General features: G+C 72.4%; 17 protein-coding genes. 8 read left to right on the plus strand and 9 right to left on the minus strand.

Features of this window, described 5'->3' with window-relative positions:
• The first annotated feature begins 96 nt into the window (after positions 1–96).
• Positions 97–2,316 carry an NADP-dependent isocitrate dehydrogenase gene (locus RVR_RS04330; RefSeq protein WP_202232568.1) on the plus strand — a complete coding sequence of 740 codons (2,220 nt, stop codon included), beginning with the start codon at positions 97–99 and terminating at the stop codon, positions 2,314–2,316.
• 147 nt (positions 2,317–2,463) lie between these two features.
• On the opposite strand, the gene RVR_RS04335 is transcribed toward RVR_RS04330, so the two are convergent.
• Both RVR_RS04335 and RVR_RS04340 read right to left on the minus strand, forming a co-directional pair.
• Positions 2,464–3,618, minus strand: coding sequence for a methyltransferase (locus RVR_RS04335; protein WP_202232569.1), 1,155 nt, complete (start codon positions 3,616–3,618; stop codon positions 2,464–2,466).
• A 177-nt stretch (positions 3,619–3,795) separates the two neighbouring features.
• Positions 3,796–4,275 (minus strand): Rrf2 family transcriptional regulator, encoded by a 480-nt coding sequence (locus tag RVR_RS04340; RefSeq protein ID WP_202238376.1) that lies wholly within the window; start codon positions 4,273–4,275, stop codon positions 3,796–3,798.
• Between the two features lie 200 nt (positions 4,276–4,475).
• Here RVR_RS04340 and RVR_RS04345 point away from each other — a divergent pair, with 200 nt between their 5' ends.
• A complete protein-coding gene (locus RVR_RS04345; protein WP_202232570.1) occupies positions 4,476–5,216 on the plus strand; it encodes an SDR family oxidoreductase in 741 nt (246 codons plus the stop codon).
• 380 nt (positions 5,217–5,596) lie between these two features.
• Here RVR_RS04345 and RVR_RS04350 read toward each other — a convergent pair whose 3' ends face one another.
• Together RVR_RS04350 and RVR_RS04355 are read right to left on the minus strand one after the other, a co-directional pair.
• A complete protein-coding gene (locus RVR_RS04350; RefSeq protein ID WP_202232571.1) occupies positions 5,597–6,331 on the minus strand; it encodes a DUF7873 family protein in 735 nt (244 codons plus the stop codon).
• Positions 6,332–6,490: 159 nt separating this feature from the next.
• Positions 6,491–7,822, minus strand: coding sequence for a glycoside hydrolase family 10-like protein (locus RVR_RS04355; RefSeq protein ID WP_202232572.1), 1,332 nt, complete (start codon positions 7,820–7,822; stop codon positions 6,491–6,493).
• Positions 7,823–8,036: 214 nt separating this feature from the next.
• Between RVR_RS04355 and RVR_RS04360 the strand changes: the two genes are divergently transcribed.
• Positions 8,037–8,894 carry a 3-hydroxybutyryl-CoA dehydrogenase gene (locus RVR_RS04360; protein ID WP_202232573.1) on the plus strand — a complete coding sequence of 286 codons (858 nt, stop codon included), beginning with the start codon at positions 8,037–8,039 and terminating at the stop codon, positions 8,892–8,894.
• A gap of 313 nt (positions 8,895–9,207) precedes the next feature.
• On the opposite strand, the gene RVR_RS04365 is transcribed toward RVR_RS04360, so the two are convergent.
• The 3 genes from RVR_RS04365 to RVR_RS04375 all read right to left on the minus strand — a co-directional run bounded on the left by RVR_RS04365 (position 9,208) and on the right by RVR_RS04375 (position 11,109).
• On the minus strand, positions 9,208–9,447 hold the full coding sequence (locus RVR_RS04365; protein WP_237404565.1) for a helix-turn-helix domain-containing protein: 240 nt from the start codon (positions 9,445–9,447) through the stop codon (positions 9,208–9,210).
• 211 nt (positions 9,448–9,658) lie between these two features.
• Positions 9,659–10,264, minus strand: coding sequence for a YdcF family protein (locus tag RVR_RS04370; protein WP_237405229.1), 606 nt, complete (start codon positions 10,262–10,264; stop codon positions 9,659–9,661).
• Between the two features lie 53 nt (positions 10,265–10,317).
• Positions 10,318–11,109, minus strand: coding sequence for a GntR family transcriptional regulator (locus tag RVR_RS04375; protein ID WP_202232576.1), 792 nt, complete (start codon positions 11,107–11,109; stop codon positions 10,318–10,320).
• A 112-nt stretch (positions 11,110–11,221) separates the two neighbouring features.
• Here RVR_RS04375 and RVR_RS04380 point away from each other — a divergent pair, with 112 nt between their 5' ends.
• From RVR_RS04380 to RVR_RS04390, 3 genes are all read left to right on the plus strand, one after another.
• Positions 11,222–11,746, plus strand: coding sequence for a hypothetical protein (locus RVR_RS04380; protein WP_202232577.1), 525 nt, complete (start codon positions 11,222–11,224; stop codon positions 11,744–11,746).
• A gap of 291 nt (positions 11,747–12,037) precedes the next feature.
• Positions 12,038–12,292: a Scr1 family TA system antitoxin-like transcriptional regulator gene (locus RVR_RS04385; protein ID WP_202232578.1), complete on the plus strand. Its 255-nt coding sequence runs from the start codon at positions 12,038–12,040 to the stop codon at positions 12,290–12,292.
• A 43-nt stretch (positions 12,293–12,335) separates the two neighbouring features.
• On the plus strand, positions 12,336–12,596 hold the full coding sequence (locus tag RVR_RS04390; RefSeq protein ID WP_202232579.1) for a helix-turn-helix transcriptional regulator: 261 nt from the start codon (positions 12,336–12,338) through the stop codon (positions 12,594–12,596).
• Between the two features lie 148 nt (positions 12,597–12,744).
• On the opposite strand, the gene RVR_RS04395 is transcribed toward RVR_RS04390, so the two are convergent.
• Positions 12,745–13,953 carry a PP2C family protein-serine/threonine phosphatase gene (locus tag RVR_RS04395; RefSeq protein ID WP_202232580.1) on the minus strand — a complete coding sequence of 403 codons (1,209 nt, stop codon included), beginning with the start codon at positions 13,951–13,953 and terminating at the stop codon, positions 12,745–12,747.
• A 505-nt stretch (positions 13,954–14,458) separates the two neighbouring features.
• Here RVR_RS04395 and RVR_RS04400 point away from each other — a divergent pair.
• Entirely contained in the window at positions 14,459–16,051 is a 1,593-nt protein-coding gene (locus RVR_RS04400) for an Ig-like domain repeat protein (RefSeq protein WP_237405230.1), read from the plus strand.
• Positions 16,052–16,207: 156 nt separating this feature from the next.
• Here the strand turns inward: RVR_RS04400 and RVR_RS04405 are convergent, their stop codons facing one another.
• Positions 16,208–17,155, minus strand: coding sequence for a helix-turn-helix domain-containing protein (locus tag RVR_RS04405; RefSeq protein WP_237404566.1), 948 nt, complete (start codon positions 17,153–17,155; stop codon positions 16,208–16,210).
• Between the two features lie 151 nt (positions 17,156–17,306).
• Between RVR_RS04405 and RVR_RS04410 the strand changes: the two genes are divergently transcribed.
• Positions 17,307–18,761, plus strand: a complete 1,455-nt coding sequence (locus RVR_RS04410; protein WP_202232582.1) for an MDR family MFS transporter — start codon at positions 17,307–17,309, stop codon at positions 18,759–18,761.
• Positions 18,762–18,764 lie beyond the last annotated feature (3 nt).

The following is an 18,764-nucleotide window of genomic DNA, read 5'->3' on the forward strand; positions in this document are numbered from 1 at the left end:
GACGGGGCGCCGAAACCGGGGGCTTGTTCGAGGACGACCCGGCAACGGGATATCTTGATATCAAGCAATGTTGGAGACTGGAACGGAGAGCAACCGGTGGCTGACTCGACCATCATCTACACGCACACCGACGAGGCCCCGGCCCTGGCGACGTACTCGTTCTTGCCCGTGATCCAGGCGTACGCCTCGACCGCCGGGGTCACCGTCGAGAGCCGGGACATCTCGCTGGCGGGTCGGATCATCGCCGGCTTCCCGGAGTACCTGGAGGAGGGCCAGCGGATCGACGACGCGCTGGCCGAGCTGGGCGAGCTGGCCCAGCGGCCCGAGGCGAACATCATCAAGCTGCCGAACATCTCCGCCTCGATCCCGCAGCTCAAGGCGGCCGTCGCCGAGCTGCGCGAGCAGGGCTACGCGCTGCCGGACTACCCGGACGACCCGAAGACCGACGAGGAGCGCGACATCCGCGCCCGCTACGACAAGGTCAAGGGCAGCGCGGTGAACCCGGTGCTGCGCGAGGGCAACTCCGACCGCCGGGCCGCCGCCGCGGTGAAGAACTACGCCAAGGCCCACCCGCACCGCATGGGCGCCTGGTCGGCCGACTCGAAGACGAACGTGGCGACGATGGGCGCCGACGACTTCCGCTCCACCGAGAAGTCCGCGGTGATCTCCGAGGCGGGCAGCCTGCGGATCGAGCTGCACGGCGACGACGGCAGCACCAGCGTGCTGCGCGAGTCGGTGCCGGTGCAGGTCGGCGAGGTCGTGGACGCGTCGGTGCTGCGGGTCGGCGCGCTGCGCGAGTTCCTCACCGCGCAGGTGGCCCGGGCGAAGGCCGAGGGCATCCTGTTCTCGGTGCACCTCAAGGCGACCATGATGAAGGTCTCCGACCCGATCATCTTCGGCCACGCGGTGCGCGCCTTCTTCCCGAACACCTTCGCCGAGTACGGCGCCGCGCTCGCCGCCGCCGGGCTGACCCCCAACGACGGCCTGGGCGCGCTCCTGTCCGGCGTGGAGAAGCTGCCGGAGGGCGACGCGATCAAGGCGTCCTTCACCGCGGAGCTGGCCGACGGCCCGGCGCTGGCGATGGTCGACTCCGACCGCGGCATCACCAACCTGCACGTGCCCAGCGACGTCATCGTGGACGCCTCGATGCCCGCGATGATCCGCACCTCCGGCCACATGTGGGGCCCGGACGGCAACGAGGCCGACACCCTCGCGGTGCTGCCCGACAGCAGCTACGCGGGCGTCTACCAGGTCGTGCTGGACGACTGCCGCGCGCACGGCGCCTACGACCCGGCCACCATGGGCTCGGTGCCCAACGTCGGCCTGATGGCGCAGAAGGCCGAGGAGTACGGCAGCCACGACAAGACCTTCGAGATCGCCGCCACCGGTACGGTCCGGGTGGTCGACGGCAACGGCACCGCGGTGCTGGAGCAGGCGGTCTCGGCCGGCGACATCTTCCGGATGTGCCAGACCAAGGACCTGCCGATCCGCGACTGGGTGAAGCTCGCGGTCACCCGTGCCCGCCTCACCGGCGACCCGGCCGTCTTCTGGCTGGACGCCGACCGCGCCCACGACGCGGCGCTGATCGCCAAGGTCGAGGCGTACCTGCCCGAGCACGACACCGAGGGCCTGGACATCCGGGTGCTGTCCCCGGTCGAGGCGACGAAGCTGTCGCTGGAGCGCATCCGCCGCGGCGAGAACACCATCTCCGTGACCGGCAACGTGCTGCGCGACTACCTCACCGACCTGTTCCCGATCCTGGAGCTGGGCACCAGCGCCAAGATGCTGTCGGTGGTGCCGCTGATCAACGGCGGCGGCCTCTTCGAGACGGGCGCGGGCGGTTCCGCGCCCAAGCACGTGCAGCAGCTCGTCAAGGAGGACTACCTGCGCTGGGACAGCCTCGGCGAGTTCCTGGCGCTCGCGGTGAGCTTCGAGCACCTCGCGCAGACCACCGGGAACGCGCGGGCGCAGGTCCTCGCCGACACCCTGGACCGCGCCACCGGCACCTTCCTCAACGAGGACAAGTCGCCGTCGCGCCGGGTCGGCGGGATCGACAACCGCGGCAGCCACTTCTACCTGGCGCTGTACTGGGCCCAGGAGCTGGCCGGCCAGTCCGACGACGCGCAGCTCGCGGAGGCGTTCGGGCCGCTGGCGAAGACGCTGACGGAGCAGGAGGAGACGATCGTCGCCGAACTGGTCGCCGTCCAGGGCTCGCCGGCGGACATCGGCGGCTACTACCAGCCCGACCCGGCGAAGGCGAAGGCCGTCATGCGGCCGTCGGCCACCTTCAACGCGGCCGTCTCGTCGCTCGGTTGATCCGCTGACGGGGTGCCGCCGCTCGTCCGGGCGGCGGCACCCCCGAGCGTCCCCGGGCCTCCCCGCATACCCCTGGGGCGTCCCCGGGGCATCCCGGGCGTCCCCGGCGGACGCGGCGCGGCGGACGCGCCGCAGCGCGCGGCCGCGCTACGTGGTGCTGCGCAGCACCACGTACTTCGGGTTGGCGGCGACCACGTCGCAGTTGCCGAAGAGCCGGCGCAGGCGCACGTGGTAGCCGAGGTGGCGGTTGGCGACGACCCGGAGTTCGCCGCCCGGGGCCAGCGCGGCGCTCGCCGTGCCGAACATGCGGCGCGCGGCCGCGTCGGTGGTGGCGCGGTGGGAGTGGAACGGCGGGTTGAGCAGCACCAGGTCGGCGCTGCCGGGCGGCAGCGCGGTCAGGGCGTCGCCGACCGCGAACCGCGCCGTCGCCCCCGGCACGGCGTTGGCGTGGAACGTCTCCCGCGCGGAGGCCACCGCCTGGTAGGACTCGTCGGTGAAGAGCACGTCGGCGTCCGGGTTGGCGAGCGCGGCCGCGGTCCCGAGGACGCCGTTGCCGCAGCCGAGGTCCACCACCCGGTCCGGACCGGTGCGCTCCGGCAGGTGCGCGAGCAGCAGCCGGGTGCCGAGGTCGAGCCGGTCGGCGCAGAACACGCCGGCGTGGTTGACGACGGTGCGCCCGGACATGGCGCCGATCCCGTCGGGCAGGGCGTACCGCAGCGGCCACGGGTTGGCGCCGCGGGCGAGGCCCGGCTCGGGCGTGCTGAAGACCAGCCGGGCCTTGCGCACGGCCAGCGACGTGGTGGTCGGGCCGATGATCCGCTCGAAGAGCCGGAGCGTGGAGGTGTGGATCTCGCTGACCATGCCGGTGCCGAGCACGGTGGTGCCGGCGTGGACGGCGGGTGCCAGCCGGTGCAACTGGTCCTCCAGCAGGGCGAGGCTCTTGGGCACCCGGACGACCAGCAGGTCCACCCGCGCGGGCGGTTCGTCGCGGGTGGTGCGCAGGTCGGCCGCGGCGGTGGGGGCGTTGCGCCGCAGGTTCGCCTCGGCGGCCCGCCGGCCGAGGTAGGAGTCGGTGACGAGGGTGGGGCGGGTGCCGCCGTGGACGGCCAGCGCGGTGGTCAGGGCGCCCCAGCGGTCGCCGACGACGGCGGTGGCTCCGGGCGCGGCCGCCGCCGTGCCGCTGTCGGCGAGGTGCCGCAGCGCGTACGCGTCGGCGGCGTCCCAGGCCCGGAGCTGCTCGCGCGGCTCGTCCGGGTAGCGGGTCAGGTCGAGGTCGCCCCACGGCGAGCTGAATCGGTGCATCGTGGGCCCAGCGTATCGGGGCGCGGCCGGCGGCCCGCCCGCGGTCGGGGACCGCTCGGCCGGTGGACGAGCCCGTCGGCCGGAGGCCGGTCAACCGGCGGCCGGGGACCCGGCAGCGGGCGGCCGGTGACCGGGCAACGGGCGGCCGGTGACCCGGCAGCCCAGGCCGGGGACCTGTCAGCCGGCGGTCGGGCCGGTCAGCCAGGCGCCGAAGACCGGCAACGCGTCCGGCCCGTAGTCCGCGTTCATGCCCGCGACGAGGTCGGCGATCGAGACGGCGCGCAGCGACGCCCGCCAGGCCGCGTCCGCGGCGGACATCGCGCGGGAGATCGCGCAGGGCACGGCGCAGGACTCGGGCGGGGTGGCCAGCGGGCCGCGCTGCCGGATCTCCGTGCAGGTGAAGGCGCGCTCGGGGCCGTCCACGGCCTCGACCACGTCGAGCACGCTGATCGAGGCGGGCTCGCGGGTGAGCACGTAGCCGCCGGCCTTGCCCTGGACCGAGCGCACCAGGCCGGCGCGGGACAGCGCCTGCAACTGCTTGGCCAGGTAGCTCGCCGAGACGTCGTGCAGTTCCGCCAGCCGGGTCGCCGGGACCTGCTCCCGCACTGAGGTGAGCACCACGCAGCAGTGCAGGGCCCACTCGACTCCGCCGGACATCTTCACCTGATCACTCTAACCAGCCCGCTCAGGGGGCCCACTCGGTGCACGCCTCGCCCCGTCCCGTCTCCATGGTTACTCGGATGCGCGATATCCGCGTATAGTCCCGGACAGAAGGTGTCCGAGTTCACCGCGGGCCGGTTCGCCGGCACCGGTGCGCCTCGGCGCGTCCGGCACGACACCCCGACGGAAGGCATGTCATGAAGATCGCGGTCATCGGCGGTACCGGGCTGATCGGTTCCCAGGTCGTCGCCCGACTCAAGGACGCCGGACACGACGCGGTACCGCACGCGCTGTCCACCGGCACGGACGTCATCAGCGGCGAGGGGGTGGACGAGGCCCTGGCCGGGGCCGAGGTCGTCGTCAACCTGACGAACTCCCCGACCTTCGACGACGCCTCCCCGGCCTTCTTCCGGACCTCGATGGACAACCTCGTCGCCGCCGCCGCGCGCAACGGCGTGGGGCACTTCGTGGTCCTCTCGATCGTCGGCGTGGACCAGGTGCCGGAGCTGGACTACTACCGGGCCAAGACGCTCCAGGAGGACGTCCTCAAGGCGGGGCCGGTGCCCTACTCCATCGTCCGGGCGACGCAGTTCATGGAGTTCGTCGACGCGATCCTGTCCTGGACCGCCGACGGCGACACGGTGCGGCTGCCCGCCACGCCCATCCAGCCGATCGCGGCCGCGGACGTGGCCGCCGCGGTGGCCGACGTGGCCGCGGGCGCGCCGATCGGCGGGGTCCTCGACGTCGCCGGACCGGAGGTCTTCGCGCTGGACGAGCTGGGCCGGCTCACCCTGGCCCACCGGTCGGACCCGCGCACGGTCGTCACGGACCCCGACGCGGGCATGTTCGGCGCGGTCAGGGGCGACGTCCTCACCGACCTCGGCGCCCGGCTCGCGCCGACCCGCTACGGCGACTGGCTCGACCGCAAGGCCGCGTGATACCGCAGGGCCGCGTGATGGCGGGGACCGGGGCCGTGTCCTGGCCCCGGGTCCCCTGGCTGCCGCCTCCTGCTGCCGCCGGCCCCTGCGAACACCCCGGGTGAGCTTCATCCCGCGCGTGATGCCTTTGTCACTACCGCCGCACGAGAGCGGCGGGCCGGAGTCGAACCGGCAATTCGCGGGCCTTGTGCCCGAGGCGACGGGCCGACGGTCGACGGCACATGCTGAGTCTGGAGCGAGAGTCTGAGGTTCAGTGCGGCGCCGCTTCGCGCGGTCGCCGCCTCACGACGAGCTTCAGGTTCAGCTTTGCGCTCCTGGCGCACCCCTCCGCACGCCGGCGGAGGGGCCCCTCCGCCCGCAGGCGGAGGGAACTTGGGGGGCTACGACCCGAGCAGGTAGCCGAACACCGCGTCCGCCACCCGCCGGTCGGCGACCTCGGCGCCGTTCGCCTCCTCACGGGCGAACTGCACCGCGTGCTGGAGCTTCTCCACCCGCTCCAGCAGCTCGTTGACCCGGCGGGCCGGCAGCGCGCCGGAGAACTTCACGGTCGTCCAGTAGCCGACGGCGATGTCCTCGTAGTAGACCTCGACCTGCGCCGGGTGCTGCTCGGTCGCCTCGGCCTTCACGTGGTTGCGCGGCACCTTGCGGGTGCGGATGGTGCGCACCGGCTCGGTCTTCCACGCGTCGGTGGAGGCGTCCAGGTTCCACGCCTCGGCGGCGTCGAGGACCGGCAGCCGGCGGATGAACTGCGCCAGCTCCACGAGCTGCTTCTCCAGGAAGAGCAGGTACGTCACCGGCACGTCGGCCACCAGTACGCGGCCGTCGACGGTGACGTCGGCGCGCGCCTCGCAGTTGGCCCAGTCCTTGGTGGCGGTCACGTCGAACAGCCGGCTGAGGGTGACCGTCGCGGAGCGCAGCACCTGCTCGGCCTGGACCTGCACCCGGGTGGACTCCGGCGGCAACTGCTCGCCTTCCTCGTCCTTGGGCTGGTAGGTCCTGGCGATGCCGGACAGCAGCGCGGGCTTGAGCACGTCGCGCTGCGCGGCCGCCAGCTCGTGATGGGCCTTGGACTTGGCGCCCTTCTCGACTGCGATGATCTGATTGAGTTTCGCCACGGGGAGAACGTAGCAGCGGACATGATCGTCCTACGAACCGTTTATCTGCCCGCAGCCGGGTCGTGATCGGACCACGACCCGGCGGTGACATCGCCCGCCAGGGACGGCACATGACGACCCGTCACGCGTCCGCCGGACGGGATGTGCCGGCGCGTCACCTCACGGCGTGCGCACCCTCGTCGGGTAGTGCTCGGCGACCACCTCGGACATCGCGCCCAGCGGATCGGCGGCGACCTGCGTCGCGGAGAAGTAGATGTTGCCGCGCACCTGCGGGTGGTCCGCGTCGAAGGTCAGGTGGCGGGACAGCTCCGCCGGATCCTGCCACTGCGCGGGCTGGCCGGCCGCACCCGCCTTGTACAGCGCCTCCCCGACGTAGAGCTTCGCCCGGGTGCCGGCCACGACGTCGGACCACCAGGGCACCAGCACGGCGTAGTCGGCGGCGGCGAAGCCGATGTTCCAGTAGACCTGCGGGGCGATGTAGTCCAGCAGGCCGCGCCTGACCCAGCCCCGGGTGTCGGCGTGCAGGTCGTCGTAGGTCTGCACGCCCGCCTGGGTGGCCGAGCCGAGCGGGTCGGTGGCGGCGTTGCGCCACACGCCGAACGGGCTGATGCCGTACTGCGTGCCGGGCCGCACCCGCCGGATGCGCGCGGCCGTCTCCGCGACGAGCAGGTCGGTGTTGTGCCGCCGCCAGGCGTCGCGGTCGGGGAAGCCGGCGCCGTGGCGGGCGTAGCTGGCGTCGTCCGCGAAGGTCTGGCCGGCGACCGGGTACGGGTAGAAGTAGTCGTCGAAGTGCACGGCGTCGATCGGGTAGCGGCGCACCGCGTCGAGCATCGCGTCCTCGACGAAGCGGCGGACCTGCGGCTGCCCGGGGTCGTAGTAGAGCTTGCCGCCGTAGGGCAGCACCCACTCCGGGTGCAGCCGGGCCGGGTGGGTGGGGGCGAGCGTGCCGGGGTCGTCGGTCATCGCGACCCGGTACGGGTTGAACCAGGCGTGCAGTTCCAGGCCGCGGCGGTGCGCCTCGCGGACGGCGGTGCCCAGCGGGTCCCAGCCCGGATCGCGGCCCTGGGTTCCGGTCAGGTACTGCGACCACGGCTCGTAGGGCGACGGCCAGAACGCGTCGGCGGTCGGGCGGACCTGGAACATCACGGCGTTGAGCCGGCGCTCGACGGCGAGGTCGAGCAGGTCGGTCAGCTCGGCGCGCTGCTCCCGGGGGGACAGGCCCGGCGCGGACGGCCAGTCGGTGTTGGCGACGGTGGCGATCCACATGCCGCGCAGTTCGCGGCGGGCGGTGGGCGGGTGGTGCGGGCCGGTCGCGCCGGCGCCGCGCGGGGGCGGCGCGGTGGGTGCGGCCGGTGCGGGCCGCGCCGGATCGGCGGTGGCGGGCGCGGCGGACGCGGCGGCTTGTGCGGTGCCGGCCGCGGCGGCCGCGGCGGCCGCGGCCAGCGTTCCGGCGGCCGCCACGGTGAACGTCCTGCGGGAGAGTGGGTCCATGCCGTCCTCCTGATCTACCGTCCAGATCCGCCGATGATGGTGGTCCCGGTCGGTGGCGGCAACCGCCGAATGGTCCAGTCCACCGCAATCACCGGGTGCGGGGCCCGCGGGTCCTGCTGGGCGGTAACGTCTGTCCGGTACGCGATCAGGTACGAGCCAGGGCACGGCAAGCAGCGTCGGGGCCGGACACGGCCGGCGGTCGGGAGGCGGACGAGTGAGTGACATCCAGCGCGTCGGAGTGGTGGGCGCGGGCCAGATGGGTTCGGGCATCGCCGAGGTGTGCGCGAAGGCCGGGCTCGACGTCCGGGTCGCCGAGACCACCGGCGAGGCACTGGAGCTGGGCCGCGCCCGGCTGGCGAACTCCCTCGGCAAGGCGGCCGAGCGCGGCAAGCTCACCGAGGAGGAGCGGGACGCGGCCCTGCACCGGCTCAGCTACACCACCGACCTCGCCGATCTCGCCGACCGGGACCTCGTGATCGAGGCGGTGGTGGAGGACGAGCAGGTGAAGCTGGGCATCTTCAAGACGCTCGACCAGGTGGTCACCCGTCCCGACGCCATCCTCGCGTCCAACACCTCCTCCATCCCGCTGGTCCGGCTCGCGGTGGCCACCTCCCGCCCCGACCAGGTGGTCGGCATCCACTTCTTCAACCCGGCCCCCGTGCAGCGGCTGGTCGAGGTGATCCCCGCGCTCACCACCGGCAGCGAGACCCTCAAGCGCGCGGAGGAGTTGGTCACCGACGTCCTCGGCAAGCACCCGATCCGCGCGCAGGACCGCTCCGGCTTCGTGGTCAACGCCCTCCTGGTGCCCTACCTGCTCTCGGCGATCCGCATGTACGAGTCCGGCATCGCCACCCGGGAGGACATCGACAACGGCATGGAGCTGGGCTGCGCCCACCCGATGGGCCCGCTCAAGCTCTCCGACCTGATCGGCCTGGACACGGTGGCCGCCATCGCGGACTCGATGTACTCGGAGTACAAGGAGCCGCTGTACGCGGCTCCGCCGATCCTCCAGCGGATGGTGGACGCGGGCCGCCTCGGCCGCAAGTCCGCCGCGGGCTTCTACACGTACTGACCCCCGCTCCCGGCCCCTCCCGGCGCGCACCCCGCCGGGAGGGCCGGCCGCGATCCCCAGAGTCCAGCCGCCACCCACCCGCCCCAGCCCCGCCCCGCCCCGCCCGCACCCGACGATTCCGCGGGCGGCTCCCCCGGCGCCTCCGGCACCCCGCCTTCCAGAACTGTCGGCCCCTCCCGCGCCGGTAAGGCGCTTCCGACGCAGGCCCGATTCCGCCCGACGAAGCGGGACCGTGGTAGCGGATTGCCCCGTTTTCCGAGGCCGGTGGCCGCTCCTGCGACGACTCGTCGCCTATTCCAACAGGTAGTCCAGGTCACCGGCGATCGCTCCGTCGATGATCGAAACGGGCGGCCGGCGCCGCGTCGCACGGGCGCTCCTGCTTCTCGATACGCTCCACCTTGCCGCCGCTGACGTGCACCAACCGTCCGAGTGCCGCACTCGACAGCCCTCTGGTCACACGCCAGTTGCGCAGTTCCCCTCCGAACCACGCACGGAGCGACGTGGAGTCGTCCAGAGGCTTGGGCTTCTGCGGCACTGCTTCCCCCTTGGTCATCGATGCGGACAACGAACCCGTGGAGCCGCTGTCCGCATCGCTGGGCGGTGGCCCGCCAGTATCGAGATACCGGTCGGATTCGTACCCGCTCTCCGGAACGTCGGAACCGGCGAGCGTCCCGGGCCGGCCATCGGACGAACACCGCACCGCGTGCGGCTCAGCGCGGCATGAACGCCCCGTCTGTCGACGCGGCGCCGCCGTGCGGCTGGACCTACTCCGTCTCGTCGCGGGCCAGGCGCCCGGTGAAACCGTGGTCACGCAAACGGGCGTAGGCGGCACGCACTTGGGTCGGAACGGGCTGTTCGACGGTGAGTCCCCGTGCGGGGTAGATCATGATCCGCTGCGTCGCGCCGACCATCATCGCGATGACCATGTCCTCGTCGCCGATGGCGGACACGTAGTCGTCGTACGAGAGGCGCACCGACGCGCAGACGGCGTCCACCGACGGCCACACCTTGCGCAGTGTCGCGTACGCGCGCCGCTCCTCGTAGGGCTTGCTGACCAGGAGGATTGACGCCACCTCGACGCCGTTGGCGGCCAGGAGTTCCCGGGACTTCGTGATGTTCTCCCCCGTGTTCCTCGCCTCCGGTTCCAGCAGGACCGCAGAGTCCGGTACGCCCCGGTCGAGCGCGCGCTCGCGGTAGTGCACGGCTTCGCCTCGGGGCATACGGGCCGCCGACGTCGGACTGGTGGCGCCGGTCATCACCACGAGCGGGGCCATCCCGCGCGCGTAGAGGTCGGCCGCGGTGTCCGCGACGGTCAGGTCGTGGCTGCCCAGCGCAATAACAACCGAGCACGGCCGCGGCACATGGTGCATCCGCAGGTAGTCCCACAGCAGCAGGACGTCCGCGCGCACCGGCGGTTGGGCGGTCACGCCCGTTCCCCGTCCCGCGCCGAGTCCGGCACCTGGAAGTCGTATTCCCATGAGAACCGGGACGCGGCGTGAACCCCGACGGCGAACTCCACCACCGTGCCGTCCGCGGTGCACGTGGTCCGGTGCAGTTCCACCACGGGCTCGCCTGCGGGAAGGCTCAGCAGGTCCGCCTCCTCGGCCGTGGGCATCCGAGCGAAGATCCGCTCCCGCATGCGGTCGATCTCGTACCCCGCGTCGAACAGCACGCGAAAGCCGCCGCCACGGCCGGCGGGACCTGGACTGGGATCGACGATGCGCGTGCCTTCGACGTGCTCGGGGCGGTAGTAGCTGGTCAGGGTGTGCGTCGGCTGGTCGCCTTCCTTGACGAGCCGGGCGCGGGCGTACACCTCTGCTCCGTCAGGAAGCCCCAGGGCACTGGTGACCAGGTGGCTTCCCTCCACTCGGCTCACCGTCTGCGTCTGCTCGCCCCGGTGGTACGGACGGCCCGATGCGACCCGGTCGGCAATGAACGCCACCTCGTCGCCATCCCGCCACTTCGCCTTGTCGTACCGCGCGATGCCGAGTCGCTTGAGCGGCGTCCGATGCCGCACCACCGTGCCGTGGCCGCGCGACGACGTGACGAGCCCTTCCGCTTCCAGAGCCTTGTACGCCATGTGGACCGTGGACTTGGACCCTTCGCCTGCCTCGACAAGCGTGCGGATGTGCGGCAACGGCTGTCCCGGCTGGTATTCGCCGTTCCGGATCTGCTTCGCCAGACGATCCGCGAGCTCTCGCCACTTCGACGTCATGTGCGCCTCCTTTCAAGACGCCCAGTCAATCGCAGTCCCAGGACTGACGGTCCGAGATGGCGGCTTCATCCCGTATGGGCGGCCGCTCGACCACAAAGGAGGGAAGGTCGGCATGACGGTCGTTGTTCAAAGGTCAGAACGCCAAGACGACGGCAGCAACCAGAAGCGCGCGGCACCGAGTTCATCGTCAGCCGTGCTGCGGTCCGCGGCCCGTGCCCAGGCCCGTCGTTCCTCCGGAAGCCCCGACTGGCTCGCCGCGCTGCAACGGGCCACGGTCGAGCACGCGGTGAGCCGGAGTGGCGAACCCTTCGTCGTCGTGCTGTACGCCTTGACGACGGCGGGGAGGCAGCCGACCGCGTCTCTGGAGCGCGCGAGGATGTACGCCGCCGAGAAGGGCTGGCGTATCGCCGGCGCCGCGTTCGACGACTGCGGCATGACCGAACCGAACGAGCGCCCCGCCTGGAACCAAGCGCTCCGCCTGCTCCGCGGCGCACGCGCGCAGGGCATCGTCACCGTGGACCGGTCCTCCGTCAGCACGAACGACACCGAGTACGAGCAGGCACTCCTCTGGTTGCAGGACCGCCGCAGCTTCCTTGAACACGTGCCGATCGACTGGCACCCGTCTCCGATCACGTAGCCCAGGCCACCACCGCCGCCGATCTCCGCTCCGGCCATGCCGAGTCAAGCAGGCAACCACGTCCCCTCCACTCCCCGCCGGGCGTGACGGACTCACGGCCAACGCCCGTGGCCGGAGCGGGCACCAACCCCGGACCTCGTTCACGCCACGAGGCGTGCAGCGAGTTCGCCGGACACCCCGGCGCCCACAGCTGGGACCTGGACGAACCGCCCCGCCATCTCCGCGTACCCCCACCGACGCCGGCCCGGCACCGCCCCGGTCAGGCCCGACTGCCCGACGGCCGCCTCCCCCATGCCGCGGCCCGATTCCCCCACCCGACCACGAACAGGACACCCGCACCATGAACCCCGCGGCCCCATCCAACTCCTCTCCTTCCGCGTCGGCCGCACCCTCGCCCACGCCCACAGCACCCTCACCGGACACACCACCGACGACCCCGACGACATCGAACAACTCCGCCAGACCTACGACACCCTCCGCGACACCGCCCTCACCCCCACCGAAACCCTCAACCACCTCCGCACCCTCCGCGACGGCAAGTCCTGACCAGACAACGTGTCCACTCGATCAACCCGCAGGGAGAGCAGCGATGCCACCACGTTCCCGGGCCCGGCCCAGAAGGCTCTGCCAGGAACCCGAGGCCGTCACCTGGGCCCGTGAGAAAGCGGGCCTGACCAAACGAGCCCTGGCCGCCCGGATCGGCATCTCCGAACAGCTCATGGGAGAGATCGAATCGGGCCGGCGCAACGCCACACCCGCGAACCTGCTCAAGATCGCCGCAGCCCTGAACTGCCCGGTCGTGGTCCTGGAAGGCAAACGCGGGAGCAACGCCACCGACGCTGACAGCTGACAGCGCCCGGACGACAGCAGACCATCCGACGACGACCATCGCGCCGGGACGCCTCCTCGCCCGCCGCCAAGCCCTCACTGGCGCGGCACCCTCCGGACGGCCTACCCGAAGAACGTGCCGCCGGGCCTCTTCCCGCGGCCGTTCGCGGTCAGGCGTCGGCTCCTGCTTCGGCGTGGCGGGTGCCGGAGTCGGGGCCGTGCCAGTCCAGGCAGATCACGGTGGCGTCGTCCTCCATGTGCCCGTCGCAGGCGTCGATGACCGCGGCGGTCAGCGTGCGGACCGCTTCCCGCGGGTGGTCGGTGGCGGTGTCGCGGACCAGACCGCGCAGGTCGACGCTCTTCGCCCGGCGCTCCTGCATGCCGTCGGTGTACAGCACCAGCCGGTCTCCGGGGCGCAGGTCGATGTCCTGGACCCGGTAGGGGTCGCGCGGGTGGGCCGGGTTGACCCCGAAGGGAAGGTCGGCGTCCAGGTGGATCTCGTCGACGACACCGTCGCGCAGGCGGAGCGGCCAGGGGTGCCCGGCGTTGACGAGGTGGGCGCCGGTGCCGTCCAGCGCGATGCGCATGAGCTGTCCGGTGGCGAAAGTGCGGCGGCCGTGGTCGAGCATGGCCTGGTGGACCTGCCGCGCCTGCTCGGCGAGGTCGGCTCCGGCGCGGCGGGCGCCGCGGGAGGCGTTGACCAGGAGGGTGGCCATCAGCGAGGCGTCGGTGTCGTGGCCCATCGCGTCGGTGACGGACAGGTGGAGGGTGTTGCGGTCGAGCGCGTAGTCGTAGGTGTCGCCGGCGATGGAGTCGGCGGGGACCAGGGCGGCGGAGAGGGCGAACTCGGCGGCCTCGCAGGAGGGGGCCGACGGCAGTAGCTGGCGCTGGATCTCGGCGGCCAGGCTCATCGTGGTGGTGCGCTGGACCCAGTGGTAGATGTCGGTGAAGCGGCCGTCGGTGACGACGATGTACGCCAGCGCGTGGGCGGCCTCCGCGACGTGTGCGACCGCCTCGGGGCTGGGGTGGGGAAGGGTCAGCTCCAGCACGCCGAGGGTGTCGCCCCGGTTGGTGACCGGGGCCAGTACCCGCCGGCCGCCTCCGCTGTCCTCCGCCTCGACCACTTCCTGGGAGCGCAGTACCTCCTCGTACACGCTGCCCGCCAGGGGGATCTGCTCCGCGCGGCGGCCCTCCTGTGTGTCCGGTGCCTCGCTGACCCGCACCAACTTGTGGCCCACGACGTCGACGAACAGGAACGACACGTACCGCGCGCCGAATCGCTCCCGCAGGTTCCGGGCCACCACGTCCACGGACCCCACCGGAGCGGCGTCCTCCGCCGCAGCCAGGATGTCGACCAGTCCGATCTGCTCCCGCGCCATGACAACCTCCCAGGCAGTAGATCATTCTCCTTCCCGCAAGTGCCTCCGCATCACTCGATCCCACCGGAAAGGCCACTCCCGCGCCGACCCGGGAGCGGCCGTCCCGTGATCCCAAGGCCGCGATCCTGTCCCACCCGCCCCACGTATCCCCTCCCTGTCGGCGGGAAGAGGCGTCGGTCCGATCTTTGCTGCGGGATGCCTTGACCCTTGGTTACAAGCAGGTTAGAAAGTGGTGCGCCAAACAGAAATATGCATTCAACATATGAACGAGCGCATCGCGTCACCATCCGGCGGATCCGTGGAACAGGTCTGCTGAGGGGGTGTCAGGGTTCCGGTGCGCGGATGCTTTTCCGTTCCGGCGCGCTTACCCGTCGTTTCGATTCGTGAAGGGAAGACACGCGAAGCGACGCCGGTGGCCACCCTCAGGCCCAGCCGGCTCCGTCCACCCGAGCGATCGACGGAGCGGCGGCCCCACCCTCAGCGTCGAGGAGCACACGTGCCCAGAATGTCCCGACGGGTCACCCTCTCGGTGTCCGCTGCCACCGTGGCGGCAGCCGTCCTCGTCCCGGTCTCGGCCGGCGCACAGACCCCCAACTCCCCTTCGGCGTCCCCCAAGCTGGGGGTCACCGTCACCCACACCGGCAAGGGGCCGACCGGATACCAGGCCACCTTCCGGATCAAGGCCCCCACCGCGACGTCCATGCAGATCAAGGGCGAATGGGGCTTCGCGTCCTTCGAGAGCGTCGAGGCCGACTCCTCCAACGCGCACCCGGTCGCCCCCTCCGACTGGAAGCCGGGTGACTTCCCGCTGGAGTCGCCGAACTCCCCTGGCGGCTACTGGCCCGTCGCCAGCATGACGGAGGACACCAAGACGGGGGTCTGGTCCTACACCACACCGCTCCCGTCCGGCGTGTTCACGTACTCCTACTACGCGAACTGCACCGCCGCCGCCCCCGCCCTGAAGGGCTGCACGGGGACCTCGGACCCGGCGAACCCGCCGTGGAACACCACCACCGGCTCGACCGAGGCGAACAGCCAGGTCTACGTGCCCTCCGACCCCAAGTCCGGTACCGCTGACGCGTCCTGGGAGGCCGACGCCCCGGCCGGCCAGCGGGGCAAGCTCGTGGACGTGGCCTATCCGACCCCCAACACCGCCACGGGGACCCACCCTCTCGCGGTCTACACCCCCGCCGGCTACGACCCGAAGCGCAAGACGCCCTACCCCGTGCTCGTCCTCACCCACGGGGGCGGGGGCAACGAGATGGACTGGTCGACCCAGGGCCGGATGCAGCAGATCGTCGACAACCTCACCCGCACCGGCAAGATGCAGCCGACCGTCATCGTCATGCCCGACGGCGGCGGCCTGACCTCCGGTGCCAGCTTCACCTCCGAGGTCGCCGACCAGATCCTGCCGTACGTCGAGAAGAACTACCACGTCGGCACGAGCGCGAACGACCGGTCCTTCGCCGGGCTCTCCGCCTACGGGACCCAGGCGAACAACTTCCTGTTCACCGACACCTCCGAGTTCGGCTACTACGGCGTCTGGTCGCCCGCCGCCGGCGCGCCCGGTGTCGTCGGCAACGGCTCGGGCAACCCGGTCCTGGACGCCGACTACACCAACCCCGCCCTCAAGCAGGTCCTCGGCATCCACCTCGGGATCGGTGCGGAGGACCTGGGCGGCAACCTCCCCGCCCTCACCGCCGTCACCGAGCGGGTCGGCATGCTCAACGCCGGGGTGCCCTTCACCTTCTACACCACCGGCGGCGGCCACACCTGGGACTTCTGGCGCCAGGCGCTGCGCGACTTCCTGACCAAGGTCGACTTCCGCGCCACCACGACCACCGTCTCGACCACCACCGCCAAGAACACCGCCAAGGCGACCGCGTCGGTCTCCGCCGCCACGGACGAGCCCGTCGCACCCACCGGAACCGTCCAGTTCAAGGTCGACGGCACCGACCTGGGCAAGCCGGTCAAGCTCGCGGGCGGGAAGGCGACCGTGAGCGCCACCGCGTCGCAACTGTCCGGACACACCATCACCGCCGTCTACAGCGGCGCCACCACCTACAACCCCAGCACGAGCGCGGCGGTCACCGGCTGACCTTCGCTGACGCCGACCGGGCCACACCCGCAAGGGCGTGGCCCGGTCCCGTGCGTCCGCGGTCGACGGCGGAGCCGCTGCGACCGGACAGCGAACGCGCGGGCGCCAGGGGGGCGGCCCGGGGGCGTCGGGGGTGCGGCGTCGCGTCCTCGGGGGCTACGCGTCGGCGTCGCCGGCGGCGAGGGGAAGGTAGGTGCCGGGGGTCTGGCCGGTGACCCGGCGGAACGCGGCGATGAACGCGCTGGGTTTGCGGTAGCCGACCGCTCGGGCGGTGGCGTTGACCGAGGTGCCGTCGGCCAGCATCGGGACGGCCGCCCGGATACGGACGTGGGCGCGCCAGGTGGCGAAGGTGAGGCCGGTCTCGGCGCGGAACAGCCGGGACAGGGTGCGGACGCCGGCGTGGACGTGGTCGGCCCACGCGGTGAGTTCGCGCGGGTCGGACGGGTGGGCGACGAGCTGTTCGGCGACCGCGCGGGCCCGCGGGTCGGCGGGCATCGTGACCTGGATGTGGTGCGCGGGCAGCGGCGTGAGCAGCTCGAACATCAGCGCCTCGGCGGCCGCACGGCTGTGGTGGTCGGGGGCGACGCGGTGCAGGTGGGTGATGATCTCGCGCAGCAGCGGGCCGACGGCGAAGCAGGTGGGCCCGGTCCAGTCCAGGGGCCAGCGGTCGGCGTCGAAGGTGATGGTCAGCATCTCCCCCGCGCGCAGCACGGCGCCGGCGTGCTCGACGCCGCCGGGCACCCAGAACCCGTAGCCGGGCGGGATGAGCCAGTCACGGCGGGCGACGGTCCCCATCAGCGTCGCGGTCGAGCTCCACGTGAGCATCGGTTCGGGATGCGCGTGCAGTTGGAGCAGTTCGTGGTCCCGGGCGATGTCGCGGTCGATGCACAGGATGGGGGAGACCGCCGTCGACACCGCTCCCGCGCCCGGCGGGTCCGTACCGACCGGCGGCTCCGTACCGCCCACCGGGTCCGTACCGCCCACCGGCTCCGTACCGACCGGCGGGTCCGTCATGCCCGGCGGCCGGGGGCCCTCCGGCGCACCGCTCGCGGTCCGCCGCACCGGGTTGGCCGGTTCGGGGTATCCATTGGCCTCTACGCGCACAGCGGCCAGCCTAGCGTGGGTGACCCGACGTGAGGAGTGCGTGGCTGATGAACGACGTGAGGGTCCGGGCCGGGGGCCCGGTGGAGCGGTACGGGCCGGCCGCGGCGGCGGCCGGAAGCGACGCGGCGCGCGGCGCGAGGGCGGTGCGGGCATGACCACCCCCGCCGAACCGTTCTCCCCCGCACTGCGCCGGTCGGTGGGGGTGGTGATGATCGGCGCGTCCCTGTCCTTCCTGGACTCGACGGTCGTCAACGTCGCCCTGCACACCCTCTCGGTCGACCTGCACGCCGGGCTGGGGACGGTGCAGTGGGTGGTGACCGCCTACCTGCTCGCCCTCGCGGCGGTCATCCCGGCGACCGGCTGGGCGGGCCGCCGGTTCGGCGCCGCCCGGGTGTACGTCGCCGCGCTGGCGGTGTTCACCGTGGGGTCGGTGCTGTGCGCGTGCGCGCCGACCGCCGGGACGCTCATCGCCTGCCGGGCGCTGCAAGGCGTCGGCGGCGGGGCGATCATGCCGGTCGGCACGATGATCTGGACCGCGCAGTCCTCCAAGGCGCAGATGGGGAAGGTGATGAGCCTGATCGCCATCCCGATCATCCTCGCTCCGACGCTCGGCCCCGCCGTCGGGGGTCTGCTCATCCAGGGCATCGACTGGCGGGCGGTCTTCTGGCTGAACGTCCCCTTCGGGGTCGCCGGTGTCGTGCTCGCCGTCCGGCTCCTTCCCCGGGAGGAGCCGCAGGTGCAGGGGGGCGGCGCGGGACGGCTCGACGTGACCGGCCTGGTCCTGGCCTCCGCCGGGATCGTGGGCGTCACCTACGGCCTGGCGGAACTCGGCGCCGCGGCCGGCCCGGACACCGCCGCCGCCGTCGCCCTGCCGGTCGGGCTGGCCGCCCTGGCCGGATTCGCCGCACACGCCCTGCGGGCGCAGCGGCCGCTGCTCGACCTGCGGCTGTACGGCGGCCGCGCGTTCACCGCCGCGTCGGTCGCCACGTTCGCCCTCGGCGCCGCGAACTTCGGCGGGATGATCCTGATGCCCCTGTACCTCCAGACCGTCCGCGGCGACGGTGTGGTCCTGGCCGGGCTCCTGCTCGCGCCGACCGGACTCGGCGCGCTGCTCTCGGCACCGTTCACCGACCGCTACGGCGCCGGGATCACCGCCTTCACCGGCGCCGCCGTCCTGGCGGTCTCGACCCTCCCGTTCGTCTTCCTGACCGCCACCACCCCCTACGCCCTGATCTGCCTGGTCATGGTGGTCAGGGGCGTCGGGTTCGGCCTGTCGGTCATCCCGGCGATGACCGCCGCCTACCGTGCCCTGCCGCCGGACAAGATCCCCGACGCCACCCCGCAGCTCAACGTCCTCCAACGCGTCGGCGGCGCGATCGGCACCGCGGTGCTCACCGTCATCCTCAACGGCCGGCTCCACGGCCACCCCACACCCGCCGGGCGGGCGGACGGCTTCGGGACCACGTTCGTCTGGGTGCTCGCGATCACGGTCGCGGCCGCCGTGCCGACCCTCGTGCTCGCCCGCACCGAACGCCGAGCCCGCCGACGCGCGGACGCGCCCCGGCCCGAACCCGGACCCGAGGAGGTCGCCGAGGCCACCCGCTGACCC

Source organism: Streptomyces sp. SN-593, assembly GCF_016756395.1.
Taxonomy (GTDB): Bacteria; Actinomycetota; Actinomycetes; order Streptomycetales; family Streptomycetaceae; genus Actinacidiphila; species Actinacidiphila reveromycinica.